Raw genomic sequence first — 22,892 nt, 5'->3', positions numbered from 1 at the left:
TTCGGCTTAATACTTGATTAGCTAGCCATACCATCTAAGCAACGTGGTACCCCCCTAAATAGGGAGAATCATGGCTATATGCTCAATCCCAAGTTTGCGATTCTACCATAAAATGCGGTAGCGGATTTTGATGTGAATCGAGATAAAGGAGAGATAAAAGGCTCGGAGCTAATAAGGTTAAATTTTCGTATAGATCAAGGAGTGTAGATGCAGCTTCGACAGCAACCGCTGGGAAGCGCTAGATAACGATGAAGATACGACCTTCAAACACACTTTCCAATCCAACTCTGCCAGAAGCTAAATCAGAAAATGTACTCGAGCTTCATTTGAAGCTTAAGCTAGCTTTGTCATTTCGCTGATGACAAAACTCTCTACCGCACCAGCTGTTGCCTTAAGATATGCAGTAATGTGTGCACTTGCTAAATGAGTCTCTAACAAGGCTTTACTCTCCCATCGCTCATAAAATACAAACACTTCAGGTCGTTGATTATCTTGATGCAGATCGTACTGCAAGCAGCCCTGCTCTTTCCGAGTTGGCGCTATCAGTTTAAGTAGCTCTGATTTCACTAACTCAACATGATCTTTGTTGGTTTCGATACGGGCAACGATGGTTAATACACTCATGATTCATTCCAGTTAATTATTCTTGCTAACAGTAATTATAGAGTTAGATAGCCAGAGAAAAAGAGGCTAATCAAGTACACACTTTCAAAATTAATTTGTTAATTAGCTCACTCATTAACAAAGCATTTTTTAGCTATTAATGATCGACCAATTAACGAGCTACAACTAAAAGGCCTTCTATCAATGATAGAAGGCCTAATGACATTGAAAAAGTGAGAACACTTTAATCGTAGCTATAACAGCAGCAACGCCTAACAGATAGGCGAAACGTTATTTTAATCCAACCACATCGCGTGTTTTCCACTGCATTGCAATTAAAGCTAAAATAACCAAGATTCCCACAAACCCTGCACCGAATGGATTAAACAGAATCATCGGAGCGCTCAGCAGAGCAATGATACGTTCGGCTTTAGTCAAGGTTCTCAACAAGTAGCCTTCAATTGATATCGCTAATGCCACGATGATCCCGGCAGTTTGTGCGATAGCAAAAGAGAATTGCAACACACTTGCTTCAGGATTAATCAGATCGGTATAGGCCATCATGATAGGGATAATAAACAGGCCACCCGCTAGCTTGAATGCTTCAACCGAAGATTTCATCGGGTTGGCATTCGCAACACCTGCAGCAGCAAAAGCAGCGAGGGCAATAGGTGGCGTCACATTAGAGGTTTGTGATAACCAAAATATGATTAGATGCGCTGTTAGCAGCGGTAGACCAAAGTCACCCAACATGGGCACAGCCATCACAGCTAACACGATATAAGCAGCAGTAACAGGCAGCCCCATACCCAGTATCAGAGCGACAATACTGATAAGCCCCAGCGCCACTAACATGTAGCCACCAGAAAACTCCATCACAAATTGCGTAAACTGCAAGCCAATACCCGTCTGACCGACGACGCCAACGATGATCCCCGCAGCGCCACAAGCTGCCGAAATAGGCAACGCCATCAAGGCACCATTCTTCATCCCAGAGATAAACTTAGTCAGTCCAATACGGCTATGTTTACGCAGAGCTGCCGTCACCAGGATCGCGGCACAACCGGCAACACCGACCAACAATGGTGAATAGGCCATCATAAGCAGTGCGGTGATCAAGCCCAGTGGAATAAGATGATGGGCACCATGCTTCATTACCGAAATTACCGCCTCGGTGCGACTCACTGCTTGCAGGTTAAGCTTACACGCCATCAAGTGCACATAGAGTAAGGTACAGAAGAAATAGAGAATGGCTGGAGCGATCGATGCCAGCATGATCTCGCTATAGGGTACACCGGTAAACTGCGCCATCACAAAGGCGCCCGCTCCCATAATAGGTGGCATGATCTGCCCACCAGTCGAGGCAGCAGCTTCGATACCTGCTGCCTGCTCAGGTTTATAACCTAGCTTCTTCATCATGGGGATAGTGACAGACCCGGTCGTCACTGTATTGGCAATAGCCGAACCTGAAATGGATCCGAGTCCAGCTGAGGCGAGCACCGCCGCTTTGGCTGGGCCTCCACGATATTTCCCTGCGATAGAGAAAGCTAAATCGATAAAGAATTTCCCCGCACCAGTGACCTCTAAAAATGCGCCAAAAAGCACAAAAATAAATACTGTGGTCGCCGCAATACCTAAGGCTGAGCCAAAAATCCCATTAGCCGAATAAATTTGAAACTGGATCAACTCCTGTAACGAGTATGATTTCGTGGCAATAGCACTTGGCAACATATCGCCAAAGGCGCTATAGCCCAGAAAGAGTGCAGCAATAAGCACCATCACCCAACCAACGGTTCTGCGACAGCCTTCTAACAAGAGTGTAACCAGCGCACAACCGGCAACGAGATCTTGCATGCCTAAACCATAAAGCAGGTGATCGATATCATTGTAATCAAAAATGCTCATGCGGTAAGCGGCGAACAAGGCCAGTCCACAGAGCGCTAGATCAAATACTCTACCGGGAAGGTAGAGTTTACTATAGCGATTCTTAATTAGCGGGTAATGCAAAAAAATCAACACCAGCACCCAACACAGGTGCACAGGTCTAAAGTAAGTGGCCGAAATTGTAGAGGTGATACCTTGCCAGATTTGAAAAGCTGACAGGGCTACGGCAATAACGAGAATAATGTAGCCAAATACCTTAAATATTGACTCATAGGGTAAAGGTGCATCTTGGGCTATAGAGCTATGAATAGCTCCAGCATCTTCGAGTACAGGTTCATCATGACCTAAGTTTGTATTATTAGTTTGGGTCATATCATCTCCTTAATAGGTCAATGCCGCATCGGCTTCTCTCACCACAAATTGAGTAAAAGCCAGTAGCATTAACAGAAAGTAAAAGGAATTAAATACAAAGGCAGCCTATAAGCTGCCTTTGTATCTATTTTTGCTGTTTATACTAGATGGTTAAATCTGTATTACTTAGCTAACGAGTCCAGATACTTTTGCGCACCCGCATGCAGTGGCACACCCGCTAAGCGATTAGCATTTTCAGGCGTCGTTGCTTCTGCAACCTTAACCACCTTACGCACTTCACCCATATTTTCGAAGGCTGCTTTTGTCAGGTTATAGGCCATTTCGTCACTCATTTTGGCACTAACGACCAACACGTTCCACACACTCAAGGTAGAAACCGCAGCAACATTGTTGTAAACGTCAGCCGGAATCGTGTAGTTGCTGTAAGCAGGGTGTTGCTTGATAAACACACTGCTTTCAGCTTCAGATACTGGAATAAGATTAACCTTATGAGTCAATGCCACCTGAGTTACCGCCCCCACACCTTGACCACCTACGATAAAACCAGCATCGATCTGGCCATTAGCCAATGCATTGGTGGTTTCCGCATAGTTAAGATACACAGCATTGATATCTTTCTTCACATCGATACCGATTGACGCAAGTAGCGCAGCCGCCGTTACCGCTGTACCACTGGCGGGCGCACCTAAAGAGATACGCTTGCCTTTAAGCTGGCTAAGCGAAGTAATGCCCGATTTTTCGAGTGAAATGGCATGTACCAGATTTGGATATAGTGCAAATAAGGTCTTAACCGGCATTTCGCTGCGGAACTTGCCTTCGCCTTTATAGGCATCTAAAACGACATTGCCCATGGCAATACCGGCAATCATGTCACCGCGAACCACCTTAATGGTGTTCTCGACGGAAGCCGCTGTCACTTCTGCCTTCACGTTTACATCTGGCACCTTATCAGACCAGACTTTCGCTAATGCTCCACCGAAAGGATAATAGATCCCACTTTGACCGCCTGTTCCGATAGAATAATTCTCTGCATTAACTGCCGCAGGTAAAATGAGCAGTAAAGCGAGTGTAAGTGCACGATAAAACATAGCCTTCCCCTTGATTCATTTGATACATTTGTTGCTTAGTCGGTTATTAGCCTTAGCCAAAAACCTTTTAATTATTAGTAGTTTTACTTCAATTCGGCAACGATAGTCACTTAAGGCCGAGTTAAAGTCAAGATCTCGAATAGTCTAAGGCTATGGGTTAGTATGACCAGTTATAAGAATAATAAATGCACGTATTCACAGCGTGCCTCAGGATGAATATGAAACTAGCGATTGATCGACGCCAATTACTTAAAGCCATAGCGGCGGGCAGTGTACTGAGTCAACTAGGCAGTTTTTCAGCCTTGGCAGCTGAGACTAAGCGCCTTTATGTCGATGGTTTATGCTTTCTTCCCGATGATTTAAGCGACCTTAACGCTTCAAAAATCAATGCCTACCTGTGTGATATCTCAGATATTGAAGCGATAAAACAGCCCGACGGCACCACCAACTATAAGCGCACTTATAAGGCGTGTATCAAGAGCATTAGCGAAGCGCTCACACGAGTGAATGATAATCCTGACAAGCTTATTTTAGGACATAGCGGTGCCGATATTCAACATGCCCATGACACAGGTAAAACGGCGGTATTTTTCCAAATCCAAGGTGCGGATTGTGTCGAGGAGAGCATCTCAACAGACCTACACCAAGTCGATGAGTTTTATGAGAAAGGGCTTCGCTCGCTGCAACTCACCCATCACTATGGCAACAAGTTTAGCGGCGGTGCCTTAGATAACGCGCTTATTCATGAACAGAGTCAAGGGCTCAATAAACCACTCACTAAAGCCGGCAAACAGCTAATAGCCAAGCTCAATGACAAAGGTATTCTCATCGATGTAAGCCACTCCAGCCCGCAATCGGCTCTCGATACTGCCAAAGCATCAAATGCCCCCATAGTTCAGAGTCATGGTGCCGTGCGCGCCATCGTAAACCATGCACGCTGCTCACCGGATAATGTCATTAAGGCTATTGCTGACACTGGTGGCCTGTTTGGCGTGTTTATGATGAGTTTCTGGCTCACTAACGACGCTATACCAACCACAGAGCACTATATTGCTCACCTCAAACATGTGGCTAATGTAGGCGGAATTGATAGTATTGCCATCGCCAATGACTATCCCCTGCGTGGCCAGAAAAACCTACTAAAACTCAATAACAATAATGCCGAAGGCGTAAAGCAATATCTCGATTGGTGGCACAGCTTACGAGCTAAAAATGTCCTTGGCTACGACATAGAACCCGTCCATGTGGTGATCCCTGAGCTCAACCATATTCACCGTATGGAACGTATCGATTTGGCCTTAGCAAAAGCTGGATTTAGCGGCAGTGATAGAGACAAGATTATGGGCGGTAACTGGCAAAGAGTATTGAAAGATGTCTTGGGCTAAAGGAAATAATGAAAATATATCAGCTGAGTGATTGCCACTTACAGATGGATGATGCAGCTCCTGCGGCCAACTTGATTCGGGCTTTAACGCTTATTGAAGCAAAGGGAGGTGGTGATCTACTCTTGCTGACAGGCGACCTAGTATGTGGCCCTTGCGTTGAGCTATATAGAGCGTTCAAGCAGATCATTGAGACACACACTTCAATCGCAGATATCTATGCCATTGCTGGTAATCATGATGATTTAGCTATGATGAAATCTACCTTCAGTGGCAGTCGAATCCAAGTAAAAGATCACCTGCATCTAAACGATGATGTGAGCCTCTGTTTTGTAGACTCGAGTCAAAAACCGCGGCAACATATGGCACTGGGTGCTGGTCGCGTGTCTAACAAATCACTCAGCCATTTAAGACAGTTCACCAGAAAACATCAGTCCATAGTGGTGATCCACCACCCGGTGCTGAATCTGGGAGCAAAATGGTTTACCGAGATAGGCATTGAAAATCATTTAGCCGTTATAGAGGCTATACACCCACAAACACTCGCCGTGGTGAGTGGCCATGCGCATGCATTTTTTAAGGCGTCAGTTTCAGTTAAAAAGCGTAAACCCAATGATAAAACCATCCCACTTTTCGTCAGTCCTGCAACCTCCTACGGTTTCGAACATGCCAAGCCCGATTATAAGAAGAATAACAATATCGGCATCATGGCTTATGACTTAACACCTGATACAAGCGAAGGTAAAGAGCTAATATCCACTCCAAGGTATCGACTAAACGGATCAGTAATTAGCCTAGATTATTTAACCCTGAGATAAGCAGATTTGTATGAGTAGCTTGAAAATCACAGCATAAATAATGGATCTAACAAAGGGCTAATCTGGCGGAACAGAAGATTTAATGTCAATATTCTATTAAGCAATCTCCCCGAGAAAATAACATCAAGATGCTGACCACCTTAGCCATACAAAATTACCGTTCACTACGTGAGATCCGTGTTCCCCTTGAGCAACTCAACTTAGTCACTGGTGCTAACGGTAGCGGTAAGTCTAACCTCTACAAGGCGCTGCGATTGTTGGCACAAACAGCCCAGGGAGGTGTGGTCAATGCATTAGCATTGGAAGGAGGATTAGACTCCTGTTTCTGGGCCGGACCAGAAAATATCACTAAGGGGATGCTCAGTGGCGAAACGGCCATCGAACCCACAGTCCGTCAGCAGGTTAAACGCTTAAAGCTAGGTTTTGCCAGTGATGAATTTAGCTACTTGATTGAATTGGGCTTGCCAAAGCCTGACTCCACCACCTTGTTTGGTTTAGATCCTGAGATAAAAAGAGAAGCCATCTGGGTGGGCAATAAATACCGCCCGGCTTCAGTGCTGGTTGAGCGCCGTGGCGCACTCGTCAAAAGTCGCACAGAAATAGATAAACGTGCGGGTTTTACGACCCTGAATCTTCATATGCAGCATGGCGATAGCATCTTCAGTGAGCTTGCCGACCCAGAGCGTTCCCCTGAAGTACTGACATTAAGAGACAGCATTCGAGCCTGGCGTTTCTACGATCATTTTAGAAGCGACATTGATGCTCCAGCCAGAAAACCACAACTGGGCACACGAACCCCAGTGCTGCACCATGATGGTCGCGATCTGGCCTCGGCAATTCAGACGATTTTCGAGATTGGTGATAAAGCCGGTTTCGATCATGCCGTCAGTGACGCCTTTCCCGGCGCCCATGTCCATATAGAATATGAATCCAATGGCATGCTCAGCCTAAACTTTTATCAGCAAGGTTTACTTAGACCTCTTAAGGCGGCAGAGCTGTCCGATGGTACTCTAAGATATTTGTTACTAGTCGCAGCTTTGCTCACCCCAAGACCACCAGAATTGATGGTACTTAACGAGCCAGAAACCAGCTTGCATCCAGATCTGCTCCCCGCCCTATCTCGCTTAATCGCTAAGGCATCCTCAGTCTGTCAGCTTTGGGTGGTTTCTCATGCTAATAGGCTGATCAATGCGCTCAATGAGTTCGAGCATTGCAATCTCATCGAACTGGACAAACAGCTAGGTCAAACAGAAGTCATAGGCCAAGATATCTTGAGTACACCGAGTTGGAACTGGCAACAGAAATGAGTTTACTTGTTGGATAACAAGTTTCAAATATCTTTGAACCTTCGGTTCATTGGACTGGTTTGATACATGGTCAGTTTGTTAAGTACCAAAGATTCATTTTTATCTATCGCCTGTCCGGCGAGGAATGTGTCAGCACTTCTGTGACACGCTGGCTCTTGATTTCATAAGAGTCCATCCGTGGGCGCTCTGCGACATCATCCCTGATGTCGAAGGTCACAGCCGCGTTTACACCTGCTATGGTTTCGAGAAAGTCATCTCTTCGATTGGGGTTTACTGTTAGTAACTCACTTTTGGACGTGCGACGTGTTTACTTGTTGGATAACAAGTTCCTGAAATGTCTATTGTGGGTTCATTGGGCTAATTCGGTATTTGGTTATTATCTGGTAAGCATGACTTCATTGTTACCTATTGCCTGCAGCAAGCTTAAGTGCAAACACTTCTGCGACACGGCGTGAATATATCCCTATAGCCTCGGCCATGACATCCATGTCATGGACGGCCACAGCCGCGTTTACACCTGATTATTTATCTCTTCGATTTTAGTTTTACTGGCTTGTGATAACTAAACACGTTTATGGACATAAATAAGCTAGCTCTAAGGCTTTCTGGTGTAGGTTTTAGCTTTACCTCCGTGTTCTCCGTGCAAGCGTAGTGCTCCGTGGTAAGAGTGCTTGTTTCTTGGTAAAGCATCAATCCTAAAGCTATTCACCACGGAGAACACAGAGGACACGGAGAAAGGCAACAGCTAAAGTCTTTGCAACTCTCAACTTTTAGCTCAATCTTTACCTCCGTGTTCTTCGTGGAAGCGAAGTGCTCCGTGGTGATATTATGCTCGAGTTGAAGATGCCCCTTCTGTAGAACACCCAGTGTGGATGCGGCTGCGAGCTTCGATTTCAAGGATGAAATCGCAGAGCCCACACGGATGTGCTTGCGGCGTTTCGCAGAAGCATCTGCATAGCCCCCGCTGGGAAGCGTTAGGTTGCCATGAAAGTACGACTTTCAAACACACAGTCCAACAAATGCTGGATTCCGGCTCAAAAGCTCTGCCGGAAAGACGGTCGTATCAACGAAAATGCAATAGACCTTCATTCGAAGGCTGACAAACTCTATTGGCCGACGCCAATGGGTAAAGTCAAAGTGAGAAGTTAGCAATGGTCTTCTGAATGCCGACCACATCGGTGCCCTTCTTGAGCTCTTTGACTAAGGGCTTATCTTGACCCGAGATCCACAATCTAAGCTCTGAATCCATATCGAAGCGTCCGGCAGTTTCAACCTCGAAATGAGTGATCGCCTTGTAAGGAATCGAGTGGTAGCTGACTTTCTTTCCGGTCATGCCTTGCTTGTCGATAAGGATTAACCGCTTGTTAGTGAATACAAACATATCGCGGATCAGCTTGTAAGCAAGGTGCAGTTCTTCATTATCACCCATGATTGGGTTTAACTCTTCGGTGAGCTCTTCAAGGTTCACTTCCGATGCATTGCCCATCAATGAATCTAATAATCCCATAATTTCATCCTTAAAAATGTTGATAAACTCAGTAAAATACTAATCGCAAGATAGCACAATCTATTTAGGAAACCATGAGTAGTAGCAGGTAGGCTGTAATATCTATCGGTATAGAGGGGGAGTCAAATAGCGAGAATGTAACGACTCGCTAGGTGAGTCAGTAAAAACTAACTCACCTAGCTAAAATCAGCTCATTGATGAAATGTTAGGCTTGACCTCGGCCTTCATTCGGCACTTGACGGTTAGCGCCCACTACCATCATTTCGCACTTAGGGCAGTCAAAAACCAGCTTTAGCACATCTTTGCCTATCTCTAGCACCATAGGTTCAGCTTTAATGCCTGGCACCTCTTTGGGGCAAAGATTAAAGTTAAATCGCAAACAGTGTTTCGTCACCATCAAGGGCACTTCTTCTGTAATACCGTTCTTTTCATAGGTATCTTCAATCTCTATCACACCATGTTGCAGATAAAAGTCTTTCGACTTCTGGTTAGCGACATTCGACAGGTAACTTAGATGTTTGGTGGGATACATGGCATCTAAATGATGCTTCCAAGGTTTAGGCCTGACATATTCATCGACACGAGCAAGCTCGAGCGCCGCAACGGTGTCACGACGTAAGCCATTAATTACTGAAGCCGGGGCAAACCAGACTTGTTCTGTATCTATGCTGACGTTACGAGCAACAAAATCGGTGCTGCCAAGTTTGCCAAGTTGTTTGCGTAGCTTGGCGCTCGCAGCCTCTTGGTCATTCGCTGGCAGCTTATCCATCGTCAAAGAGACCTCACCTTGATGACCATACACATCTGTCATGATCATCTTGATGCCATTATCGGTATCTGTGATAACGATATCGACATCGATGGAACGCTTAGATGACTCTTTCGCTAACACAGCTTCGAATGCTTGATCGCGATTTCGATAAATAGTCATACCGACTTCGAGATCACCAGGGACAGTCAACACATGCAGCTTAAGTCCTTCGGCACGGTTTACTCGTAGGCCTTGAAGCTTATCATCTGACTGTTTAGCTTTAGCGTAATTTGCAGGGAAATAACATAATCCATCGCCGTTGTTGAAGGTATATGTCGATTCAAGCTCAATAAAATCTTTGCCTAAGCGCTTAACTGTCGCCACCTCTTCACCGATAAATTTAGGCGAGCGAAAATCACTGACTCCCTGGCTACGTTCATTAACAAAATAATCGGTGCGACCACGGTTAAAGGTCTTCTCTACATTGGGTGTAAAGCTATGTACCGAGCGCCCATGAGATGACGCTTTTAGCTCTGGGCGACGAGCAATGATCTTATCGAGTTCTTGACGATAATGAGCGGTGATGTTTTTGACATAGTTAACGTCTTTAAGACGGCCTTCAATTTTAAATGAACGCACACCCGCATCAATCAAGGCTTCGAGGTTATCGGTCTGGTTATTGTCTTTAAGCGATAACAGGTGTTCATTCTCAGCTAGCACCTCACCTTGACGAGTTTTTAGTTCACCAGGCAAGCGACACATCTGCGAGCACTCTCCTCGGTTAGCACTGCGATTACTAAAGGCATGACTTAAATTACACAGACCCGAATAGGCTACACACAGAGCGCCATGGATAAAGAACTCTAATTGCATCTTAGTGTGCGTCGCCACTTCACGGATTTGGCTTAAGCCAAGCTCTCGGGCGAGAACCACTTGAGAAAAACCGACCTGTTCTAAAAACACCGCTTTTTCGGCAGTACGATTATCCATCTGAGTACTGGCATGCAGCGCAATAGGTGGCAGGTCGAGCTGAAGCACACCCATATCTTGCACGATAAGTGCATCTGCGCCCGCTTCATATACCTGCCAGATTAACTTTTCGGCGCCAGCAAGTTCGTCATCCATCAAGATAGTATTAATCGCGACAAATACTTGAGCATGATACTTATGAGCAAAAGCACACAAACGAGCAATATCTTCGACGCTATTACCCGCAGTGGCACGCGCACCAAATTCCGGTCCGCCAATGTATACTGCATCGGCGCCGTGGAGAATCGCTTCCATACCAAACTCGGCATTCTTGGCCGGGGCAAGCAGTTCTAATCGGTTCGATATATGTGACACATCGCCTGGGGTAAAGAGGGTAGCTTTGCTCATAAAAAGTCACTCAAAAAAGTTAATGTGTAAATTTTGGTGGGCGATTATAGCAAAAAGCACAAGATTGTGCCCCGCTAATATTAGCAGCAAATACAGTGAAACAATTCGCCACAACCCTATGAATAAACCAGTGTTCAGTAATGCACTGCCAACCAAAGCGTTTCTGTCTCTTCGCTAGTCCAGGCAACTCTGTGCTTACAGTGAGCAGCAATATCGACATAATCGCCTACTTTAAGATGAATGACCTCTCCATGCTCAAACTGTCCCTTTTCCATGAGTATGCTCCTATCTGTCCGTTGTCATTACCGATAAATCACAACTTAACACTAATTGATTTAGTCACTTGTATTCCTAAACGCTTAGCTAATCGGTTTAAGTTCGCTCTGTCTGTTTGTAAACGCTTAGCAGCTGCCGACCAGTTGCCGGATTCTTGACTCAATACCTGAGTAATAAGATCACGCTGAAACGATTCAGTCTCCTGCTTTAACGCAATACTCTCACCTGCACTAATCTCCGCTTCAACTCTTCCCACCTTCGTCATAGTAGGCTTTTTATTATCTAGCAAACGTTCTACCGAATCGACTAACTGCTCGATATGGCTAGTATCTATTCTGACAATCGCTTTATTTCCTCGACCTTTGGCTCTTAATGCTCCTCGGCCTATCACGTGCTCCAACTCACGCACATTGCCTGGCCAGTCATACTGACTCAACACATGTATTGCAGAGGAATCGATTGTCAGTTGCTGTATGCCTAACTTACGCCTGACCTGTTCGATAAAGTAGCCTGTCAGTAAAGTTATGTCTCCCTCCCTGTTTCGAAGAGGCGGTACCGAGATTGGATAGACACTCAGTCGATGATAAAGATCAGCCCTGAATCTGCCTTCCTTGACCTCCTCTTTCAGTTCTCTGTTAGTCGCCGCCAAGATCCGTACGTTAACTTGCTCGGTGGCATCTTTACCCACAGGTTGAATTTCCTGACTTTGTAGCGCCCTTAACAGCTTACTCTGCACGCCTAGCGGCAACTCGCCTATCTCATCGAGAAATATGGTGCCGCCATCGGCTAAGCTAAACTTACCGGTGCGATTTCTATCGGCGCCGGTGAACGCACCTTTTACATGGCCAAAAAGCTCACTCTCTATTAGATTTTCCGGCAGCGCTGCACAGTTAACATAGACCAGAGGGGCTTCTCCACGTGCGGACTGCCTGTGCAAGGTTCTGGCCACCAGCTCCTTGCCGACGCCAGTCTCCCCTTCAATCAAGATAGAGAAACCAGAGACCGCCACCATATCTATCTCTCTTTTGAGTTTTATCATGGCTTCACTATCGCCAATCAACTCACCGCCGTCTTTGACTAGCGCTTCATGGGTTAACTCTGCCACAACTTCTAGGCTGTGTTGCGAATGACTCTCCAACTCCTGCAACAAGATGGCTGTTTTTAAAGTCGCCGCCGCCATGGCTGAAATAATATCTAAGCTTTTTTCTGGCAACTCATCAAACACATTTGGGGTCATACTATCTAAGGTCAGCACGCCTATCAGTTGCTCATCAGCCATTAAAGGCAGCCCCATACAGGCGTGTACGGGAAGGTCACCTTCATGAGACAGCAGCATACCGTCATAGGGATCGGGGAGTTCACAGTCTGAGGCAAAACGCACCGGGGTTGATGAACCACAGATCACTTCAAACCTAGGGTGCTGCTGAATGTCGAAGCGTCTACCTAAGCTGTCTTTGCTCAGCCCCTGTTGAGCCAAAGGCTTCAGCCGTTCACCTTGCACATGTAACAAGACCACTGCGTCACAACTTACCGCCCTGCGCACGGTACTGAGCAAGCGATCGAAGCGATCTTTGGTGGTCAAACTGTTAGTCAGATCAAGGGCCAGTTCTATCAAGGCCGTCGAAGAGATATCTATCATGGTCATAAACGTTGCCGCATTTTACCTGCTCGAACGAGCTAGGCTGTGGAATATAACCAGACCATAGCATGCAGATAGACAAAACACACCACAAGAGTCAATTTGACTCAAAACAGAGGGAGTCAATATGACTCACAAAATTCGAATGAAAAAGTCAACACACTGTAAATAAAGGCTTTAAAAACTTGGCATGAGATTAGCAGTGTTAAGAACATAATAGGTTCGGTATACGTTATTTGAACTAACTATCTGGCTCAAATACAGACTCAGATTTAAGGAGTTCCGCCATGTTTGCTACTCATGCTAATGATTTCAGCTTCGCTCATGACATAGATCTCAGCACAGACTCACTCACTATAAACTCTAAGAGATTTAAACTGGTATTACACAGTGGCAATGCTGCCATGTCGGTTGCGGTAGTCGGCATGTTGCTCTCTATCTATGTGGGTTATACCCATGCAGAGCAATTTTCATTGTGGGCGCAAGTCGCCAGCCACATCGCACTCATCTTGTGCGCCACAGCCATCAAGATTGGCTACGTGATGCGTTGTATCGGGCTTAATGGATTGGGAGTGACTCAGCTATGAGCCAATCATTGCGCAAGATCTGCGAACCCCAAGCTAGTCATGCTAAACAACAAGAAAGTAGTACTCAAAATAAGACAGTAAAAATAAAACAGTAAAAATAAAACAGTAAAAATAAGACAATCACCCTAAGGGATGACGCATAGTGTCGCCCACAAAATGAAGGATATTTAGATGTTATCTGCAAAACATATCGAACTAGTAAAAAGCACTATTCCCCTATTAGAATCTGCAGGCACAGACATTACCGAATACTTCTATCAGCGCATGTTTGAGCATAATCCAGAGCTTAAACACATCTTTAATATGAGTAATCAACGTAGCGGAGGCCAACCAGCAGCACTCTTTAGTGCCATCGCAGCCTACGCTAAAAATATTGAAAACCTCGCGGCTCTCTCTGGGGCTGTCGAACGTATCGCCCATAAACATACCAGCTTAAATATACAAGCCGAACACTATCCGATTGTAGGACATCACCTACTAGCCACACTACGAGAGCTGGCACCAGAAGCGTTTACCGCCGAAGTCGAAGAGGCTTGGGCCGCAGCTTACGGCCTGCTGGCTGGGATTTTCATCAACCGAGAAGATGAGCTCTACCAAAAAAATGCCAACCAAGTTGGTGGCTGGCTAGGTGCAAGACAGTTCAAGGTGATAGAGAAACGCCAAGAATCAAGCTTAGTCACCAGTTTTGTGTTTGCCCCAATCGATGGCGAGCCAGTGGTCGATTACCAAGCCGGTCAATACCTGGGCATCAAAGTTGAACTTGCCAATCTTGAGTACAGAGAGATGCGTCAATACTCACTGTCAGACAAGTCCAATGGAAAAACTTACCGTATATCGGTGAAACGCGAAGCCTCGCGAACAGCTGGCGATGAGCCGGGCACCGTTTCCAACTACCTCCATGACCAAGTTAATATAGGCGATGTGCTAGATGTTTTCCCACCGGCAGGTGATTTTCATTATGTTGAGCGCAACGAACCTGTGGTACTTATCTCGGCTGGTGTGGGCGTCACCCCTATGCAGTCTATGCTGGAGATGCTCGCTTCAAAGGCTCTCGACAAGCCGGTATTTTACCTCCATGCCTGCGAAAACTTGGCCCAACACTCTTTCAATGAACGAGTGCAGGCACTGACAAATGAGCTAAAGCTGACTCACCATACCTGGTACAGAGAGCTCGATGGCAATGAGCAGGAAGCCTTGAATTCACAAGGCCAGAGTAATAACGGCAGCGTCAATAGCCATATGGGCTTTATGAACCTTGTCCCCTTGAAAGCCGAATTGCCCTTGGATAAAGGTGACTTCTATCTATGCGGCCCAGTCGCCTTTATGAGTTTCGTCAAACAGCAGCTGATCGAGTTAGGCGCCGAAGATACACGTATTCATTACGAAGTTTTCGGTCCTCACTCAGAGTTATAAAGCTTTAAGTTTTAATCGATTACAAACTCAAAGGGCATCAATCGATGCCCTTTTTTATATCTCTAATATGCAGCGACTACTTAAAGGTTACTATCTCTGCTAACGACTTCTTCTTCGTTGCATGCTCTGGGATCGTCGCGTCTTTATCAGCATCAGCGGTAACCTGCCACTATCAACATCATATTGAACGGTCACATTACTTAAAGGTTACTATCTCTGCTAACGACTTCTTCTTAGTTGCATGCTCTGGAATGGTGGCGTTTTCGTCGGGGTAACCTGCCACTATCAACATCATATTGAACGGTCACATTACTTAAAGGTTACTATCTCTGCTAACGACTTCTTCTTAGTTGCATGCTCAGGGATGGTCGCGTTTTCGTCCGGATAACCTGCCACTATCAACATCATATTGAACGGTCACATTACTTAAAGGTTACTATCTCTGCTAACGACTTCTTCTTGGTTGCATGCTCTGGGATCGTCGCGTTTTCGTCGGGGTAACCTGCAACAATCAACATATAAGGTCGATCAACATTAGTATCTCGGTCACACACTTTGCTAAGAAATGACATCGGCTTTGGTGTGTGAGTTAGCGTGCCGAGTCCAGCATGATGAAGCGCTTGCAGTAGAAAGCCTGTGGCGATACCTACTGATTCATGTACATAGTAATTGGTCTTGCTTTCATCATTATCTAAGCCACCACGTTTTTGCGAAAATACTGCAATCAACCAAGGAGCACGCTCAAGATAAGACTTGTTGGCATCTGTACCCAAAGGTTTTAATGCATCTAGCCACTCTTCACCCGCTCGTCCTTCGTAGAATGAACGTTCCAGAGCCTCGGCTTCATGGCGGATCTGCGCCTTCACTTTGGGATCACTAATCGCGACGAAATGCCAAGGCTGATGATTGGCACCACTGGGCGCCGTCGCTGCAGTTTGGATGCATTGCTCAATGATAGCTTGGGGAACGGCTCGGTCTGAAAACTGACGAATACTGTGTCGCCTTTTGACCTCCTGATAATGACTCTGTGCACGAGCTAGCATCTCTTCTTCGCTGTACTCAATAAAGTCCGTTAGGGGAAAGTGGGATTCTGTCTGTTTCATCGCTTCAATAAACTCCTTCTTATATGTATCTAGCTACGAAGAAAAATAGGTAGCAGTCGCTGGTATTAGCATACACATGAGGTGAAAACTTAAGCAAGTCTTGAGTGGCGAGAGAAGAGGAAAGTGTGTTTGCTGACAAGATAGATGACTGCAAGCTGCTTAAGTTAAAATCCAAATTATGAGCAAGGTGGTTTAGGGTTAAAACAAAAGAGGAGCCTAAATCACATTTAGGCTCCTCTTGGCATAGATCAAGTTTAAGACATTGAAAATTTAAAACTTATATCTCAAGTTTGCCGTGATGGTTCTACGCTGGCCATAGAAGCAATCACCGCGGGCTAAACAGCTAGTGATCACCGTTTCATCAGCCAGGTTATCGACATTCAGGCTTAAATCAAACTCACTAAACTCATAACCTATCATCATATCGAACAGGTGATATGCTTCGGTATTTAATGCGTTATGCACTTGGGTGCCATCAGGCATAAATACATCGACACTGCCATCTGAAGTTTCCCCTACATAGCGGAATCCAAGGCCTGCCTTAAATCCCTGCCAGAAAGACTGCGGGCGATAGGTCAACCAAGTCGACAGCATATGATCGGGCATAGCAGCCAACTTAGCATCGACTTCACCCACTTTATTGGTGTGCTTTTCTGAATCTGTATAGGCATAGCTGGCGTAAATATCTATCTCTTCCCACTCGAGCTGAGCTTCCAGCTCTAGTCCCTGAATTTCTACTTCGCCCAACTGCAGAGTCAAGTCGGGACCCGCCGCTTGCTTACGGTTTTTATCACTAATATCGAAGATGGCTGCGGTAAACAGGTGCTCACTACCAACAGGTTGATACTTAATACCTAACTCATATTGCTCACCTTCTTGGGGCTTGTATGGTGTGCCTACCTGGTTCGATCCATAAATAGGCTGGAAAGATTGAGCGTAGCTGGCATAAGGTGCGATACCAGAATCGAAGCTGTACATCAGACCTAAACGGCCAGTGGTGGCACTCTGATCTTGTTTACCTGCACTCACAGTTTCAGATTCGACCCAATCATGGCGCAGTGCACCACTGACAATAAAGTTGCCGAATTTAATCGAATCTTGCAGGTAAATACCCAACTGGTTGTTGTTTTCACCCGGTGTGTCGGGAATATCAGCGCCAGTCGGCAGTGAATCAGTATTCAGGCCATATTGCGGGTTATAAAGATCTAGCATGCCACCAGCACCTCTAAGATAGAGGCGGTCGGTATCTGTATCTACATCCTGATAATCGATACCAAATGTCAGGTTATGCTCCACGTCTCCGGTATCAAACTCGGCTTGCAAACGAAGATCTGATGTCAGCGCCTCAGCTGTTGAGTCACTCATACTGATATTACGTAAAATTGAGCGTCCATCCTCCTGAAACTTTGGCGGCCAGGCGTACATGGTGCGATAGGTCGACTTACTCTCTACATAGCGGCTGCTCCAATACAGTGACATATAGTCATTAAGCTCTTGTTCAAGCAGGAAAGTCACCGACTTTTGCTCTGTATCATATTGATCCCAACCTGGCTCACTGATAAAGCGATTACTTGGGATCTGGCCATTAGGTGCGGGTAACAATGTGCCTTCATGGGGGAAAAATTGTGTACTCGACCCTGACTCATTCTTCTGAAGATTTGCTAGTAAAGTTAGCTTGGTAGTATCGGTTGCATACCAGGTAATAGCGGGCGCAATGAAGTAGCTATTATCGTCGACATAATCAGTTTGGGTTTCACTGTCGCGGTAAAGTCCAGTCAAGCGATAAAGCACAGATTCATCTTCATTGAGCGAGCCTGTCACATCTGCCGCGAGTTGCTTGCGATCATAGTTGCCAACTTGTGCCCAGATCTCGCCTTTCTGTTCGGCTTCAGGACGTTTGGTCACCATATTGATGATGCCGCCCGTTGAACCTTGGCCATATAGCACCGAAGATGGGCCTTTTAAAATTTCAATCTGTTGTAGCATGTACGGATTAGTTCGCACGTTATTATAGTTACCGAACATCATCTGCAAGCCATCTTGATACTGCAGCGGTGACACACCACGAATTTGTGCCCAATCACCTCGGGTATCGACACCGTATGGACCATTATAGACACCGGCTACATAGCCGATAGCGTCCTGTAAACTTTCAGCACCCAGATCGGTAATACGCTTTTCAGTTAATACAGAGATCGAAGAAGGCGTTTCGATAATGGGCATATCCGTTTTCGATGCAGAAGCACTCACATAAGAGATCAGCCCCTTGGAGCTAATGGTGATCACTTCCATCTCTGGCTCTTCGGCTTTGGCTTGTTCAATTTCAGTCTCTGCAGCAGATACTAACGTGCTAGCCGATAACGCAAAGCTCATCGCCATAAAGAGAACTGGATATTTTAATTTGAAACTCTGGCCCATTTTCAACCCCGTAGATTATTATAAATAACTAAAAAAATGCGACTAGATCTTAATGAAGTTAATACTCATTCTCAACAAGATTTACAAAGAGATTACAGGGTTATCAGTAATTGGGGTAAAAAAGGAGGATATCAATTAGTATTAGCGCTTCAATGCTCAGCCAATGATCTAGGTGACGGTATTGCCGAAGCACGTTGACGAGTCAGTAACGTCGCAAGCATAAAACTCAAAACACTAGGTACAACCCAGCTGGCATTATAATTGTACAAAGGCAGGTAGTCAGTGAAGTATTGAGATAATGACAGCGGCATCTTATCTAATATCTTAAGCGCATCTATTGACCCTCCTAGCATGGCGACACATAAGGTCCATCCCCAAACCTTTAAGTTCATTTTCCGCTTATAAAAATAAACAGCTAGGCCTATCACAGTAATCGTTACCGGATGCAGCATCACCACTAACGGCAAAGTCACTTTAATGAGCGTGTCTAGCCCAACATTAGCGATAAGCGTTGAAAGAGATACAATCGAAATCGCCAACACTTTATAGTTTGTTGCTGGATGTTGAGCTGAAGCAAAGAAGTTATCATTGAAAAAACTCGCACTTGCACAGGTCAAGCCTACCGCTGTAGTCAAGCAGGCTAATGCCATAATGATACCGAGACACATCATGCCTATATCGCCATAGATGAAGCTCATGTATCGAGATAGCAGCTCTCCACCATTAGACACATCATCAGCAAAATGCGCGCCTATCCAGGCCATGGCAATATAAACTCCACACATTACTGTACTGTAAACAATCACCACTTTGCCCATTTCACGACTCAGTGAAGTATCGGGTTTTCGATGCTGATTAAGCACATTGATAATGAGCCAGCCAAAACCGATAGCGCCCAACACATCCATCGTCATATAGCCATCGGAGAGTCCAGCAGCAAATGCAAAACCTTGATACTTTTCAGCCATCCCTTCTGGATTGCCATGTGGGTTGGTCATGACACTGACTAAGATAAACCCTATCAATAACAAGATAATTGGAGTTAATAACTTACCCACTCTATCCATAAGCTTTTGCGGGCTTAATGCAAAGTAAAGTGTCAAAGCGGCAAACATTAATGTGGCCATCAATAAGCCGTCATCGCCGAAGAAAGGCCGTCCGGTAAACTCATAGGCGACGGTGAACGTTCTGGGCATATTAAAGAAGGGGCCAATGGTAAGAAGTAATGCACTCCAAAACAGCAGATGCACCCACCTAGGTAACTGATCAGTAATCGCATCACTACCACCTATCCAGGCTATCGCAATTAAGGTCAATGCCGGCATGCCTACAGAAGTAAGCAAGAAGCCCCCTAAAGCAGGAATGAAAGCCTCTCCAGAACCATGACCTAACATAGGCGGAAAGATAATATTCCCCGCACCTAGGAATAACGCAAAGGTCATAAAGCCAATAAATAGGGTTTGTCGCTTAGACATGTATGACCTCAAACGTAAAATTAATTCAACGATTGAGATTATTCGCTTGCGGTTAACAAAGCATCATTAGGGGAGTTAGTAGAGTGTACGACTAGCCATCACGAAGTAGAGAGGATAACTTTATGCTTAACCCTATTAGTAGCTAGAGTATTGGCAGGAGTATTTGAGTGACAGGTAAAAACTTGACCAGCTACATTAACCATAGCCGCTAGGCCTTGAAGCCCCTTTAAGATGCCTCAAAACCTATATTCTGAAAGAGTTTACCTAGCTAACCGCTCTAGCAGTTTCTGATTTTCGGCTTCAATATGCTTATAAAAATCACGATCCGACAGTTTAGAAGCCGCAGCCTCATCGATCACTAATACTGCATTGGTATGTAGCTGCAATGCCGAAGCTGGACATGATGCCCTGAGTGCCCCCTCTACTGTCGCTAGAATAGCATCGGCCTTATTTTCACCCGTAGCCAGTAACACTACCTTCTTAGCATCTAAGATCGTACCAATACCCATGGTGATCGACAGATGTGGTTGATACTCACCCTCAGCAAAAAAGCGGGCATTATCATCAATCGTAGCCTTAGTTAAGGTCTTGACTCGTGTGCGTGACATCAAGCCAGATGAAGGCTCATTGAAACCTATATGACCATTACGGCCTATACCTAGCAACTGAATATCTATGCCACCAGCAGATTTAATCTGCTCTTCGTAGCCGACACACGCTTCGATTGGGTTTTCAGCATCTCCAGGTGGTACATGAGTATTGGCTTTATTGATATCGACATGATCGAACAACTGCTCGTTCATAAAGTAGCGGTAGCTCTGAGGATGCGTATCAGCCAAACCTAGGTACTCATCTAAATTAAATGTAGTCACATTCTTAAATGAGATTTTCTCGCTTTTCATCGCTGCAATCAAGCCTTGATACAAGGCAACAGGTGTAGACCCAGTCGCTAGCCCTAACACTGAGTCTGCCTTGCTTTGCAGTTGTTTGATAAAAATATTGGCGCCATATTCGGCAACTTCAGCACTATTTTTTAAGATAACAATTTGCATTATATAGACTCACTTTGACTTAGAGCACGGCTCAATAAGGATAAATAATAAATTTTATGGCCAGTCATTGAGTATAGCTGCTGCCTTGTTCTAACGGCACTAGCCAACTCATGAGGCCACTCGACATAAACGAATTCTGGCATTTTGTAACATTACTATAACGCCGAATGACAACGCTGTCATTTATTATCGTGAGACAAAACTAAACTGCAACCGTAAGTACTCTCGCCAGAGTGCTTCTTTGCCCTGAATTAAGCGTTATAATACAGCTTCTTTTTGACGAAACGATGACGCCATGCCTGTAGAAGTCACTCCAGCAAATTCCCCAACCAGCTCTTCAATAGAAAAGAGTCATCACCACTATAAGATATTTAAACCTCACGGTTTTCTCAGTCAGTTTGTGCCCGAAACCAGAAAGAGTAAGCAGCTTCTGGGCGAACTTGCCGACTTCCCTTTAGGGGTTATGGCTATTGGCCGCTTAGATCACGACTCTGAAGGCCTGCTATTGTTGACAACCGATGGCATGGTTAGCCATCAGGTTCGAAGTAAAAAAGTCGACAAAGAGTACTATGTTCAGATTGATGGAAATATCGATGATGAGGCCATAAGGAAGCTTCAGCAAGGGGTTGAGATAGGGATCAAGGGAGATAAATACCTCACTCTTCCTTGTAAAGTCTTCAAAATTGACGGAGAGCCTGATATTCCGGGAAACGGCAAAAAAGTACGAGACCCAAGACATGGGCCCATGAGCTGGATATCTATCACCATCAGCGAAGGTAAAAACCGTCAAATACGTAAGATGACAGCCGCTGCTGGCTTCCCTACCATGAGACTCGTCCGAGTGCGTATTGGCAAGATACATTTATCGAACATGCTACCGGGTGAAGTCACAGAGCTTAGCCAGATTACGGGGGTGCTATAGCTATAGCTAAAACCAGAGACCCGAGGCATGGAACCCTCAATGGATCTGGATATCTATCACCATCAGCGAAGGTAAGAACCGTCAAATACGTAAGATGACTGCAGCTGCAGGTTTCCCTACTATGAGACTCGTCCGAGTGCGGATTGGCAAGATACATTTATCGAACATGATGCCAGGTGAAATCATAGAGCTTAATGAGATAACGAGTATTTTATAATTAAACTTGGCCCTAAAAGGTATCCAAAGTTCATGATGAGAAACTATGAAATAACATCAATCGGCAAAATACTACATACCTTGTCACTTAATACAGCTGCAAAATCTTGATGCTGCTGCGCAGTCCAATGTAGTCCATCGTCATTGGTTGTTTCAACAACGTCACTCGCATCCATAAACAAGATACCGAGCTCACCTGCGATCTTTTTATACTCTGCAGAGAGTTGTAGAGACTTATCTCTGGCGCCAGCAAAAACCTGTACATCTTCTTCGGGGAGGTTAGCCACATGAGGCGGGGCAATAAGCAGTAACTGAGTACTGGCATTCTCAATATATTCGCTATTGAGCACCATCTCACAGAGGCCTTTTACCCCTTGAGCTATATCTGCTGTATTTAGCTCAAATTGCGACTTGAGATCATTAGTGCCAAGCATGATCACAACAAGATCTAATGGCCTATGACATTCAAGCAGCATAGGAAAATAACGAGCACCATTTCTATAGTCTCTTCCAGGCTCATCAAACGCCGTTGTACGACCGTTTAATCCTTCTTCTATAATATGGTATTCGCTACCGAGTAATTTTTGAAGTGCCCCGGTCCAACGAACCTCATAGGGATAACGCGTACAAGCAACAGGTTGATAACCCCAAGTATTTGAATCACCAAAACACAATATGTTATTCATCTAGATACTCTATCCA

General features: G+C 45.2%; 18 protein-coding genes and 1 pseudogene. 7 read left to right on the top strand and 12 right to left on the bottom strand.

Annotation, left to right across the window (positions count from 1 at the left end; translation table 11 throughout):
- Nucleotides 1-333: 333 nt before the first annotated feature.
- From FM038_RS04260 to FM038_RS04250, 3 genes are all read right to left on the bottom strand, one after another.
- Nucleotides 334-624 (bottom strand): putative quinol monooxygenase, encoded by a 291-nt coding sequence (locus FM038_RS04260; protein WP_142872108.1) that lies wholly within the window; start codon nucleotides 622-624, stop codon nucleotides 334-336.
- A gap of 270 nt (nucleotides 625-894) precedes the next feature.
- Entirely contained in the window at nucleotides 895-2,859 is a 1,965-nt protein-coding gene (locus FM038_RS04255) for a TRAP transporter permease (protein ID WP_142872107.1), read from the bottom strand.
- A 161-nt stretch (nucleotides 2,860-3,020) separates the two neighbouring features.
- Entirely contained in the window at nucleotides 3,021-3,947 is a 927-nt protein-coding gene (locus tag FM038_RS04250; protein WP_142872106.1) for a TAXI family TRAP transporter solute-binding subunit, read from the bottom strand.
- Nucleotides 3,948-4,165: 218 nt separating this feature from the next.
- Here FM038_RS04250 and FM038_RS04245 point away from each other — a divergent pair, with 218 nt between their 5' ends.
- From FM038_RS04245 to FM038_RS04235, 3 genes are all read left to right on the top strand, one after another.
- The gene (locus tag FM038_RS04245; protein ID WP_142872105.1) at nucleotides 4,166-5,332 is read left to right on the top strand and encodes a membrane dipeptidase; all 1,167 of its coding nucleotides are present in this window, start codon (nucleotides 4,166-4,168) and stop codon (nucleotides 5,330-5,332) included.
- Between the two features lie 8 nt (nucleotides 5,333-5,340).
- The gene (locus tag FM038_RS04240; protein ID WP_142872104.1) at nucleotides 5,341-6,147 is read left to right on the top strand and encodes a metallophosphoesterase family protein; all 807 of its coding nucleotides are present in this window, start codon (nucleotides 5,341-5,343) and stop codon (nucleotides 6,145-6,147) included.
- Nucleotides 6,148-6,275: 128 nt separating this feature from the next.
- Entirely contained in the window at nucleotides 6,276-7,454 is a 1,179-nt protein-coding gene (locus FM038_RS04235; protein WP_142872103.1) for an AAA family ATPase, read from the top strand.
- 1,132 nt (nucleotides 7,455-8,586) lie between these two features.
- Here FM038_RS04235 and FM038_RS04230 read toward each other — a convergent pair.
- The 4 genes from FM038_RS04230 to norR all read right to left on the bottom strand — a co-directional run bounded on the left by FM038_RS04230 (nucleotide 8,587) and on the right by norR (nucleotide 13,010).
- Nucleotides 8,587-8,961, bottom strand: a complete 375-nt coding sequence (locus FM038_RS04230; protein ID WP_142872102.1) for a PH domain-containing protein — start codon at nucleotides 8,959-8,961, stop codon at nucleotides 8,587-8,589.
- Nucleotides 8,962-9,166: 205 nt separating this feature from the next.
- Nucleotides 9,167-11,089 (bottom strand): peptidase U32 family protein, encoded by a 1,923-nt coding sequence (locus FM038_RS04225; protein WP_142872101.1) that lies wholly within the window; start codon nucleotides 11,087-11,089, stop codon nucleotides 9,167-9,169.
- 134 nt (nucleotides 11,090-11,223) lie between these two features.
- Nucleotides 11,224-11,364 (bottom strand): cupin domain-containing protein, encoded by a 141-nt coding sequence (locus FM038_RS04220; protein ID WP_336512794.1) that lies wholly within the window; start codon nucleotides 11,362-11,364, stop codon nucleotides 11,224-11,226.
- A gap of 38 nt (nucleotides 11,365-11,402) precedes the next feature.
- On the bottom strand, nucleotides 11,403-13,010 hold the full coding sequence (gene norR, locus FM038_RS04215; protein ID WP_223292998.1) for a nitric oxide reductase transcriptional regulator NorR: 1,608 nt from the start codon (nucleotides 13,008-13,010) through the stop codon (nucleotides 11,403-11,405).
- A 281-nt stretch (nucleotides 13,011-13,291) separates the two neighbouring features.
- Between norR and FM038_RS04210 the strand changes: the two genes are divergently transcribed.
- Complete coding sequence (locus tag FM038_RS04210) at nucleotides 13,292-13,591, top strand: hypothetical protein (protein ID WP_142872100.1); 300 nt, start codon at nucleotides 13,292-13,294, stop codon at nucleotides 13,589-13,591.
- 171 nt (nucleotides 13,592-13,762) lie between these two features.
- On the top strand, nucleotides 13,763-15,004 hold the full coding sequence (hmpA, locus tag FM038_RS04205; RefSeq protein ID WP_142872099.1) for an NO-inducible flavohemoprotein: 1,242 nt from the start codon (nucleotides 13,763-13,765) through the stop codon (nucleotides 15,002-15,004).
- A gap of 422 nt (nucleotides 15,005-15,426) precedes the next feature.
- On the opposite strand, the gene FM038_RS04190 is transcribed toward hmpA, so the two are convergent.
- The 4 genes from FM038_RS04190 to nagB all read right to left on the bottom strand — a co-directional run bounded on the left by FM038_RS04190 (nucleotide 15,427) and on the right by nagB (nucleotide 21,052).
- Complete coding sequence (locus FM038_RS04190; protein WP_142872098.1) at nucleotides 15,427-16,107, bottom strand: nitroreductase family protein; 681 nt, start codon at nucleotides 16,105-16,107, stop codon at nucleotides 15,427-15,429.
- A 270-nt stretch (nucleotides 16,108-16,377) separates the two neighbouring features.
- The gene (locus FM038_RS04185; RefSeq protein WP_142872097.1) at nucleotides 16,378-18,525 is read right to left on the bottom strand and encodes a TonB-dependent siderophore receptor; all 2,148 of its coding nucleotides are present in this window, start codon (nucleotides 18,523-18,525) and stop codon (nucleotides 16,378-16,380) included.
- Between the two features lie 149 nt (nucleotides 18,526-18,674).
- Nucleotides 18,675-20,000: a branched-chain amino acid transport system II carrier protein gene (gene brnQ, locus FM038_RS04180; protein WP_142872096.1), complete on the bottom strand. Its 1,326-nt coding sequence runs from the start codon at nucleotides 19,998-20,000 to the stop codon at nucleotides 18,675-18,677.
- 260 nt (nucleotides 20,001-20,260) lie between these two features.
- Nucleotides 20,261-21,052 carry a glucosamine-6-phosphate deaminase gene (gene nagB / locus FM038_RS04175; RefSeq protein ID WP_142872095.1) on the bottom strand — a complete coding sequence of 264 codons (792 nt, stop codon included), beginning with the start codon at nucleotides 21,050-21,052 and terminating at the stop codon, nucleotides 20,261-20,263.
- 295 nt (nucleotides 21,053-21,347) lie between these two features.
- Here nagB and FM038_RS04170 point away from each other — a divergent pair, with 295 nt between their 5' ends.
- Both FM038_RS04170 and FM038_RS25445 read left to right on the top strand, forming a co-directional pair.
- Nucleotides 21,348-21,974 carry a pseudouridine synthase gene (locus FM038_RS04170; protein ID WP_142872094.1) on the top strand — a complete coding sequence of 209 codons (627 nt, stop codon included), beginning with the start codon at nucleotides 21,348-21,350 and terminating at the stop codon, nucleotides 21,972-21,974.
- 8 nt (nucleotides 21,975-21,982) lie between these two features.
- A pseudogene (locus FM038_RS25445) lies at nucleotides 21,983-22,191 on the top strand (pseudouridine synthase); the annotation flags it as partial.
- Nucleotides 22,192-22,234: 43 nt separating this feature from the next.
- Here FM038_RS25445 and FM038_RS04160 read toward each other — a convergent pair.
- Entirely contained in the window at nucleotides 22,235-22,876 is a 642-nt protein-coding gene (locus tag FM038_RS04160; protein WP_142872093.1) for an SGNH/GDSL hydrolase family protein, read from the bottom strand.
- Nucleotides 22,877-22,892 lie beyond the last annotated feature (16 nt).

This window comes from Shewanella eurypsychrophilus, assembly GCF_007004545.3.
Classification (GTDB): Bacteria; Pseudomonadota; Gammaproteobacteria; order Enterobacterales; family Shewanellaceae; genus Shewanella; species Shewanella eurypsychrophilus.
This window is presented reverse-complemented; position numbering and strand designations above follow the sequence as displayed.